1 protein-coding gene is annotated in these 1,743 nt (G+C 57.0%); it reads right to left on the bottom strand.

Annotated features, from left to right (window positions below; genetic code table 11):
* Window positions 1–7: 7 nt before the first annotated feature.
* Window positions 8–1,377 (bottom strand): IS3 family transposase gene (locus ACF8EF_RS00885; RefSeq protein WP_370844843.1). Its coding sequence is split into 2 segments (ribosomal slippage): window positions 8–877 and window positions 880–1,377, totalling 1,368 coding nucleotides; the frame shifts between segments, so codons are not numbered across the junction.
* Window positions 1,378–1,743: the final 366 nt, after the last annotated feature.

Genomic DNA, 1,743 nt, shown 5'->3' with positions numbered 1-1,743 from the left:
GTCGGTGCTAGGCTACCTCAGCTTGAGTTCTGTAAGCCACAGGACTCAGGCCGTTGAGTTTCATTTTAATGCGGTCATGGTTGTAGTAGTGGATGTACTCATCCAGTCCCGCCTGTAGCTCTGCGACGCTTTTGAAGCGCTCACGGTAGAAGTATTCCGACTTCAGCGTGCCGAAAAAACTCTCCATCGCGGCGTTGTCCAGGCAGTTACCTTTGCGTGACATGCTTTGCTCAAGCCCTGCTTCCTTCACACGTGCACAGTAATCAGGGTATCGGTAGTGCCATCCTTGGTCCGAGTGCAGCAGTGGTTTGTTGCCCGCCGGAAGCAGTTGAATCGCGCGCTCCAGCATTTCGCCGACCAAGGTGAAGCGCGGTCTGGTGTCGGTGCGATACGTCACGATTTCGCCGTTGTACAGATCCATTACAGGCGAGAGGTACAGCTTTTCACCCGCCACTTTGAACTCAGTGACATCGGTAACCCACTTCTGGTTAGGCTGATCAGCCTGGAAATTACGCTTGAGAATGTTAGGCGCGGCTTCTCCCATCAGGCCCCGATACGCCTTGTACTTCTTCGGACGGACCGTGCACTTGAGGTCTAGAGCAGCCATCAGCCGGCGCACCTTTTTACTGTTAACCAACTGCCCAGAACTGCGCAGCGCAGAGGTAACCCGCCGATAACCATAACGACCGCGATGTCGGTCGCAGATCTCCTGGATCGAGATTTTGAGAGAGGCACACTTATCCCCGGCCTCAAGCAGCCCTAGCTGGTAATAGTAAGTACTGCGTGGCAGGCCGGCAGCCTTGAGCAGATCGGCAAACGGATAGTGTTCGCGCAAAGCCCTTACTAGCCGGGTTTTTTCCTGGCTTTCTTCAGCCTCGCCTTCTCCTCGTCGAGCTCCTCGAGCTTTTTTAGGTAGGCGTTCTCCGCTTCAAGCTGGCGAAGTCTCTTGAGCAGCTCCGCATGGGTAAGCTCCTCGATAGGTTTGGGAGCGGTCTCTTCGGGCTTGCGCGGGGCTTTAGGCATAGGGTTAACCAATATCTTTTTGCTTGAGGACAGGGCTTGGAAGCCGCCACTGTAATACTGTTCCTCCCAGCGCCGCACCTGAGATGAGTTACCCAGGTTGAACAACGCTGCGGTGGCCCGGAGCGACAGCTTCTCGCGCCACATACGGTAGAGCACAGAAAGCTTGAACTCGCTGCTGTAATGACCGCCAGGCTTCTCGAAGCTGGCCTCACCATGTAACTGATAGGACATGACCCAACGGCGCAGCAAAGTCGGATCGATTTGAAACAGCGCCGCGATGTGGCGAAAGCCTCGGCCACGCTTGAGGAAAGCCTGGATGGCTGACTGCTTGAATTGTGTTGAGTACTTGCTCATAAAAACCCCAGATGATGGACAGATGTCCAACATCTGGGGCGCAGCTCAGCCTGTGTCCAACCCCCGGTGTGTGTCCACCACCGTGGTAGGAGCGGGTTTACCCGCGAATACGGTAGCGGCGGCAACGGTGGGCGGGTGGAGATTGGCCAGCAGGGCCGGCCCTTTCGCGGGTAAACCCGCTCCTACGACGACCTGTTTCCAGCCCCCGACCTGTGTCCGCCACCGATCCGGTGTAGGAGCGGGTTTACCCGCGAATACGGTGGTGGTGGCAACGGTGAGCGGCAGGTGGAGATTGGCCAGCAGCCCCGGCCCTTTCGCGGGTAAACCCGCTCCTACGACGACCTGTTTCCAGCCTCCGACCTGTGT

The sequence above is a fragment of the Pseudomonas sp. zjy_15 genome (assembly GCF_043101865.1).
Lineage (GTDB): Bacteria > Pseudomonadota > Gammaproteobacteria > Pseudomonadales > Pseudomonadaceae > Aquipseudomonas > Aquipseudomonas putida_Y.
The sequence above is the reverse complement of the archived record's forward strand: the minus strand, read 5'-3'. Positions and strand labels throughout refer to the sequence as shown.